General features: G+C 33.9%; 3 protein-coding genes, 5 tRNA genes and 4 pseudogenes. 1 reads left to right on the plus strand and 11 read right to left on the minus strand.

The features are described from left to right. Positions 1-52: 52 nt before the first annotated feature. The 9 genes and pseudogenes from AC1RYN_RS12890 to AC1RYN_RS12930 all read right to left on the minus strand — a co-directional run. A pseudogene (locus tag AC1RYN_RS12890) lies at positions 53-427 on the minus strand (phytoene desaturase family protein); the annotation flags it as partial. 37 nt (positions 428-464) lie between these two features. Next, positions 465-1365: pseudogene (locus AC1RYN_RS12895) on the minus strand (MerR family transcriptional regulator). 75 nt (positions 1366-1440) lie between these two features. Continuing rightward, a complete protein-coding gene (locus AC1RYN_RS12900; protein WP_481807297.1) occupies positions 1441-2403 on the minus strand; it encodes an ion channel in 963 nt (320 codons plus the stop codon). Between the two features lie 138 nt (positions 2404-2541). After that, on the minus strand, positions 2542-3042 hold the full coding sequence (locus AC1RYN_RS12905; RefSeq protein WP_481807298.1) for a tetratricopeptide repeat protein: 501 nt from the start codon (positions 3040-3042) through the stop codon (positions 2542-2544). 202 nt (positions 3043-3244) lie between these two features. After that, positions 3245-3317, minus strand: a tRNA-Lys gene (locus AC1RYN_RS12910). A gap of 43 nt (positions 3318-3360) precedes the next feature. Continuing rightward, positions 3361-3432 (minus strand) — tRNA-Lys (locus AC1RYN_RS12915). A 39-nt stretch (positions 3433-3471) separates the two neighbouring features. Next, positions 3472-3554 (minus strand) — tRNA-Leu (locus tag AC1RYN_RS12920). A gap of 40 nt (positions 3555-3594) precedes the next feature. Continuing rightward, positions 3595-3667: transfer RNA gene (locus AC1RYN_RS12925), tRNA-Lys, on the minus strand. A gap of 40 nt (positions 3668-3707) precedes the next feature. Next, positions 3708-3780 (minus strand) — tRNA-Lys (locus tag AC1RYN_RS12930). A gap of 127 nt (positions 3781-3907) precedes the next feature. Between AC1RYN_RS12930 and AC1RYN_RS12935 the strand changes: the two genes are divergently transcribed. Beyond that, positions 3908-4426, plus strand: coding sequence for a shikimate kinase (locus tag AC1RYN_RS12935; RefSeq protein WP_481807299.1), 519 nt, complete (start codon positions 3908-3910; stop codon positions 4424-4426). Here the strand turns inward: AC1RYN_RS12935 and AC1RYN_RS12940 are convergent. Beyond that, positions 4418-4919 (minus strand): annotated as a pseudogene (locus tag AC1RYN_RS12940) (phosphoribosyltransferase domain-containing protein). The gene AC1RYN_RS12935 and the pseudogene AC1RYN_RS12940 overlap by 9 nt on opposite strands. Before the next feature lie 56 nt (positions 4920-4975). Then, a pseudogene (locus AC1RYN_RS12945) lies at positions 4976-5170 on the minus strand (RNA-binding protein); the annotation flags it as partial. Positions 5171-5249 lie beyond the last annotated feature (79 nt).

Genomic DNA, 5249 nt, shown 5'->3' on the forward strand with positions numbered 1-5249 from the left:
TACGTATTGCTAAGCTTAATACATGCTCCTGTTGTTAGGGAGGCAGCACCTTATAATCAACAAGCTTTTTACCACTCCCTTTTTCGATAGATTCAAAAGTTTTGGCAATTTCTTCCAGATTATCAGTAATGGATATAAATTCATTAATACCAAAATAAACACGATATGCGGGATTGAGTTTTATTAACTCATAATAATCAGTTGTCTTTTTATTAAAATCATTAAAAAAGTTTTCGAATACATCGGGCATCCAATACCAGCTTGGTCCCATATCGAATGTAAAGCCATTGCTCTTTAGTTGTCGGGCTCTGCCACCAATAGTGGCATTTTTTTCATAAATGGTTACGTCATACCCCTGCTTAGCTAAGTAGCAAGAAGCAGACAAAGCCGAAAAGCCAGAACCTAGAATCGAGACTGTTTTTTTCATTTGTTTAACAAAACTACGAAATAATTAAACAAAATAATTATATCTGCATCACTAATTCTTCAATGGAGTTAAAAATGTGTACTTTTTGATTTAGATTTTCGGTTTCAATGTATTCTACCATTTTACCAATTAGCCATATTTCGTTGAAGTTACTTAATAATTCCGAACTCATGTTGTTTACATATTGATTGACAATATTACGGTCAGGCTGTATGGTGAGATAAAGAAACAAAAGTGATATTGTCAAAATGATTGTTGAGTTCTTTTAGGTTTTCTATAGGCATACTTTCGCCTAGGTAAATTGTTTTGTAACCTTGAAGAAGAATTTTGTACTGTATATACATTAATCCAAGTTCATGAATTTCATTCATTGGTAACTAAAGGACATATATTCTGTCTGTTTTTGTTGGTTTTTGAACTTGAAGTTTCTCAGTATTTATGTGTAACTTTTGTTTAATTAAGTTGCTTATAAAATGTTCATGGGCAGGAGATATGGTTTCGGATTGCCATAGTAAACCTAATTCATTCAATAGAGGGATAAATACTTGTTGAAAGATCCCTCTAAAAGATTTCTCGGTAGATAGCCAATTAAATGTATTGAAGAACGATTCTTGATCAAAATTCATCATAGCCATTTTAAATGAACTGACGGCATGATTTTTTGCATTTTTGTTAGAAATGATTTCTCTAACTAATTGTGGAATTTTTTCTTGAGGATAGGTAGCAATCTTCGAAATCTTATAACCATATTCATGTAGTAGTGTAATATTTAGAAGTTTTTGTAAACTAGCTAAATCGTATAAGCGAATGTTGGTTTCGGTACGCATAGGTTCAAGGATATTGTATCGCTTCTCCCAAATACGAATAGTGTGCGCCTTTATTCCAGAAAGGTTTTCAAGGTCTTTTATGCTAAAAACACTTTTTATATTGTTTATCATTAATTGATATTTGATAAACAAATTTAGCTTAATTTCTATAAATATGCTTAAAATAAGAAATTTATTGATTCAGACTTATTTAAAATCTACAGTCTGATAGGAGTTGAGCTTGTCAAGATGTAATACAGTTTTAGTATTGTCTTTACTTCGATTGTACATTGGATCAAATTTAGCTCCATATAATACTTCTTTAAAGGTATATGAAGTTCTGGCTGCGACAGTATTACTGTACATATCGTCAAAAGTTTTGATGAATACTAAAATTTCTCCATGAGTAGAGGAAAAGTCTTCTTTTGTGAAATTATATAGTGGACTTTTCTCGGTTATGGGGTGTACCAATGTCCAGCTGAGTGTAAGAGCATTTATTCGATTCAGTTCTAATTCTAGGGAATAGAATTTATTAGTCATTACGCCATTTTCTTCAAGGCTAATTCCTAGAGTAATTTTTGCTTCAGCATCAGTAAAGTTTGTGTTTTTAAAAGGAACAAGGCGAATCATTAAAGCTTTGTTTTCTTTGTAGGGGCTGATTAAAGCATTGTGTGAAAATTTAAGAAACGCTGTTGGTCTGCTAAATCTTCCAAAGAATAACCCAGTTGCAATAGCAAAACTTAGTAATCCTATTAATGCTTCAGCTGCAGATAGGGAGCTTGTCAGGAATCCTGTTGGGCTAATGTGTCCGTAACCTACGGTTGTGAAGGTTTGTGCGCTAAAAAAATAAGCTTGTCCGAATTTTGACCATGCGCTTTGAGATGTAACAATTCCGTCTAGGTGTTCAATGCCAATTGCATAATAGGCAATTGCAAAAATAAAATTGATAGCGATATAAAAGGAAAATAAAATAAGCATAAACTTCCATGTGGGCATTTCGATCATGGTATGATACCAGCTAATACGGCGTAATAGGTGCATTCCTCTTTTCTCGATATTTGGAGTACCATCCTTATTTACAAAACGTCCACCATAATTGTTAGAGTTAGTCCCAAAACCCGAATTCTTGTCGGTTTCGGCTTTAGTGTTTATCTTTTTTAGGATTGACATATATGTTGTATTGAATGAGTTTTAGACTAAGTCAGAATGATTGTTGAAGGTTCTATCAAATATAAGGATAAGTTAGAATACAAAAAAGCACCCAACTCTTACTTTGTGAAAGAAAAGCTGGGTGCCTTTTTGTTGTTTTTATTTGCAGAAAGTTGCTTTGTTTTTGCTAGCACTTTGGCTGCCTAATTCTATTGCTTTTGTGAAATCTTTACAAGCATTTTTTTTATCTTGAACTTGAGTGTAACAAGTGCCTCTTAAGTTATAAGCTACATAGTCTTTGGGGTTTAAGGCAATTGACGAAGTGCAATCTTTAATAGCTGCTTGAAAGTCTTTTAGTTTGTAGTTTACATTAGCTCTTCCAGTAAAAGCATCTGCATTCATCGGGTCTAATTCGATTGTTTTGTTGAAGTCAGCAAGGGCTCCTTTAATGTCATTTAGTTTTAGTTTCGCGACACCTCTGTTTTGGTATGCCTCAGTAAAGTTTGCTCTTAGTTTAATAGCTTTAGTGTAGTCGATTATTGCGCCTTTGGTATTCCCATTTTCTGCTTTTCTTAAAGCTTGATCAAAATAGTCCGATCCAGATTGGCTCCAGCTCACGCTTGTTGCTAAAAATAATAAAATAAGTAATGAATGTTTCATATAAAATTAATTAGTAGGTTTAGATTGTTTAACGTGTTTTGGGATTGTTTATTATAACAAAAAAAAAGCAAAATATCAATATTGATATTTTGCTTATAAGCTAGAATTACAATAACAATAGGATTTACTTTTATAAGAGTAAGGTTATTGTTCTCTATAATGTCAAAAAAAAGGTCAGGTAAATTGATTACTTGACCTTTTGTGACCCGACTGGGGCTCGAACCCAGGACCCCATCATTAAAAGTGATGTGCTCTACCAACTGAGCTATCGAGTCATTAATTATCAAAGAAAGTATTTTGTTTAATCACAAAAATTTGTGACCCGACTGGGGCTCGAACCAGGACCCCATCATTAAAAGTGATGTGCTCTACCAACTGAGCTATCGAGTCATTATTATCAATGAATATTATGTTTGATCACGAGTTTCGTGACCACGGTGGGATTTGAACCCACACGCCCTTTCGAGCACCACCCCCTCAAGATGGCAAGTCTACCGTTTCTCCACGTGGCCTAAAAAAAAAGGCCAAGTAGTGCTTACTCGACCTTATTTGTGACCCGACTGGGGCTCGAACCCAGGACCCCATCATTAAAAGTGATGTGCTCTACCAACTGAGCTATCGAGTCTTGCTATCAAGAAAAGTATTTTGTTAAATCACAAATTTTGTGACCCGACTGGGGCTCGAACCCAGGACCCCATCATTAAAAGTGATGTGCTCTACCAACTGAGCTATCGAGTCATATTCTTTCCTTGAATGCGGGTGCAAATATAAGGAGTTATTTTCGAAGTTTCCAAGCATTTTTGTTATAAATTTGTCTTTTTTTTGGAAAAATTTCCAATGTCTTAGTTTATAAGGTTTTATTAGTATGAAAAAAATTGTGTTATTAGGGTATATGGGTTGCGGGAAGTCAACAATTGCTCAAAAATTATCTAAAACAGCAGAAATTCCATTTTTAGATTTGGATGAATGCATCGAAAATAAGGTTAATTTAACCATAAATGAGATTTTTGATAAGTATGGAGAGATATATTTTAGGAAATTAGAACATGAAACATTCTTGGAATTGCTTCAATCGTCAGAAGAAATCATTATAGGTTTGGGAGGAGGGACGCCTTGCTATGCTAATAATCATGAATTATTGAATAAAGATGGAGTAGTTTCTGTTTATTTAAAAGCATCTATAGATACATTATATGGACGTTTGCTTCATAATAAAAGTAAACGCCCACTTATTGCTGATAAAAATGAGGAAGAGATGAGAGAGTTTATCGCTACACATCTTTTCGAAAGAAGTTTTTACTACAACCAGGCAAGGTATAAAGTAAGTGTAGATGAGAAGACCATTGATGAAACGGTTTCGGATATACTTGAGATTCTAGCTTAAGAAAGCATAATCATTATTATTGTCATTAAATACAACTTGTACGTGCTCTAATAAAGAAGTCGAAAAGAGATATTCCTTTAAAATCTGCTTTTACGGGATATTTCTTGTGATTTCTATCGACTAGAACGGCAGTTTTAAATTTTTTTAAAGGAACATCTAGAAAATGACGAACGGCATATATTAAAGTAGTGCCAGAATTCAATACATCATCTACAAGCACTAAGCCTTTGTTAGCGTATTGTTCTTTGGTTAGGGAGGTGCTTATAGGAGATTCAGGTTTCTGTTTGTTTATCTGTACTTCACAAAGTGATACTTTAATAGGGGAGATAGCTTCAAGAGCTACTGCTACTTTTTTTGCGAAGATAAAACCGTTGGCTGCAATACCTGCAATTACGATTTCTTCATCGTCTACAAATGTTTCGTATATCTGGTAGGCAATTCGTTTTATTTTATGTTCAATCTCTTGATTTGTTAAGATGATGTTTTTGCTCATTGTAGTTTTTTTTAAGATAATGTAAAGCGTGTAAGATATGAAATCTGGTTAGAATGTTATTCAGTCTCGTCTTCGTCATCTGAAATGTCATTTCCGAATTCGTCAATATCCCTACGATCCTTTTTAGTAGGTCTACCAGTTCCGTTTTTTCGATAATGTTCTTTAGAAAGTTTTAATAATTCCAAATGTGTATATGCTTCAGCGGGAGTTTCGTTTTTTCTATATATATCGATAAGTTTTGCGCCAACTCTATAGGTGCTGCCTCCCTAACAACAGGAGCATGTATTAACCTTAGCAATACGTAATCTCTAACCAGTTGGTCCGTAAAAA

The organism is Flavobacterium sp. TC780 (genome assembly GCF_056783245.1).

What these genes read in the sequence shown, in the direction of transcription:
- AC1RYN_RS12900 (WP_481807297.1), bottom strand. Translation starts at nt 2,403, where the DNA reads ATGTCAATCCTAAAAAAGATAAACACTAAAGCCGAAACCGACAAGAAT.
- AC1RYN_RS12905 (WP_481807298.1), bottom strand. Translation starts at nt 3,042, where the DNA reads ATGAAACATTCATTACTTATTTTATTATTTTTAGCAACAAGCGTGAGC.
- AC1RYN_RS12935 (WP_481807299.1), top strand. Translation starts at nt 3,908, where the DNA reads ATGAAAAAAATTGTGTTATTAGGGTATATGGGTTGCGGGAAGTCAACA.